The sequence below is a fragment of the Cupriavidus mimosae genome (assembly GCF_023952485.1).
Lineage (GTDB): Bacteria > Pseudomonadota > Gammaproteobacteria > Burkholderiales > Burkholderiaceae > Cupriavidus > Cupriavidus taiwanensis_C.
This window is the reverse complement of record NZ_JALHRY010000085.1, coordinates 1-1195: the sequence shown is the minus strand read 5'-3', so window position 1 is coordinate 1195 and position 1195 is coordinate 1. Positions and strand designations below refer to the sequence as shown.

3 protein-coding genes are annotated in these 1195 nt (G+C 61.8%); all 3 read right to left on the bottom strand.

From position 1 onward, the window contains the following. Positions 1-376: IS66 family transposase (locus tag MKD50_RS30395; protein ID WP_197716325.1), on the bottom strand; the 376-nt coding region annotated here is incomplete at its 3' end. A 31-nt stretch (positions 377-407) separates the two neighbouring features. Then, a complete protein-coding gene (gene tnpB / locus MKD50_RS30390; protein ID WP_012354445.1) occupies positions 408-758 on the bottom strand; it encodes an IS66 family insertion sequence element accessory protein TnpB in 351 nt (116 codons plus the stop codon). Then, a partial coding sequence (tnpA, locus tag MKD50_RS30385) for an IS66-like element accessory protein TnpA (protein ID WP_147309682.1) occupies positions 758-1195 on the bottom strand: 438 nt, incomplete at its 5' end. The genes tnpA and tnpB, both read right to left, overlap by 1 nt.

Genomic DNA, 1195 nt, shown 5'->3' with positions numbered 1-1195 from the left:
CCCGCTCTGACTCCGGCAGTTCGTGGCGCATTGGCACGCGGGGAAGCGCCGGGTCCAACGGCTTGCGGCCGCGCTTCTTGCGCTTGTGACCGGCCACCTCAATCTCTGGCGTACCTTCTTCTTCCTGTGCCGGAAGTGTCGCCGCCGTTGGCGCCAGCGTCTCGGCTTCATTGAGGAACAGGTCCTTCTGCTGCGATCCCCGAACCTCGCTCGTGGCGCCGAACAGCTTGCGCTGGAAGGCCTTGAGCCTCTCGAGCAGCAGGTCACGCTCGACCGTCACCACGCGCAGTTTGCCTTTGAGCGCATCGCGCTCCTTGGCGGCATTGCGCAAGAGCTGGAGTTCCGCGGCGGTAATCGTGACAGGCGTTGACGACATGGCGGATTTGACCGTCGATGTCATGCAGCGTTCACACGGCCCGTTGGTAATGTCGCGGCGGGTGCCGCTGGACGGCACTGATGTCGATGCCGTCCAGCAGCCAGTGAAGTTGCTCGACCGAGAGCGTCGCCACTGCCGCCCCACGCGGCCAAGCAAAACGGTCTGCCTCAAGTCGTTTCAAAAAGAGCCAATATCCGTTCCGGTCCCAGCCAAGCAGCTTGATCCTATCGGCTCGTCGATTGCGAAACACGTAGACCGCTTGTGCGAACGGATCGAGCCCCAGCGACTGCTCGACCAGCGCCGACAGACCATTGATACTCTTGCGGAAATCCACAGCTTCCCGGTGCAGGTAGACCTTCAGCCCTTCGTCGAAGCGGAACATCAGCTCGCCCCCAACGCTTCGATCATCGCCTTTACGAGTTCACCGTCACGCTCACCGCATGCGAGCTCAATCGCTACGCCGTTTGGCAACTTCGCACTCAGCAGCGCGACTGATCGCGACGGCTGAGGTTGCGGTTCAACTGCCACGGCCGTCGTGCGACGCGGCGCAGTGACCACAGCTTCGACTTCAGGGGATCGGATTCCCTGAACAACCGGCACGAACGCCGCCAGCGAACCGTGTTCCACTGCCCTCGATTCCCGATGCAGCCGAATCCATTTGCGCAGTTGATTGGCATTGACTTGAGCCTTGAGCGCCATGCCTGCCACCGATGCGCCAGGCCGAAGACACAGCTCAATCAAACGCCGCTTGGCCACCGGCTCGTAATCGCGTTTCCCATTGCGCCGGACACGCACTACTCGCAGTGGAAAGCAGTCAAC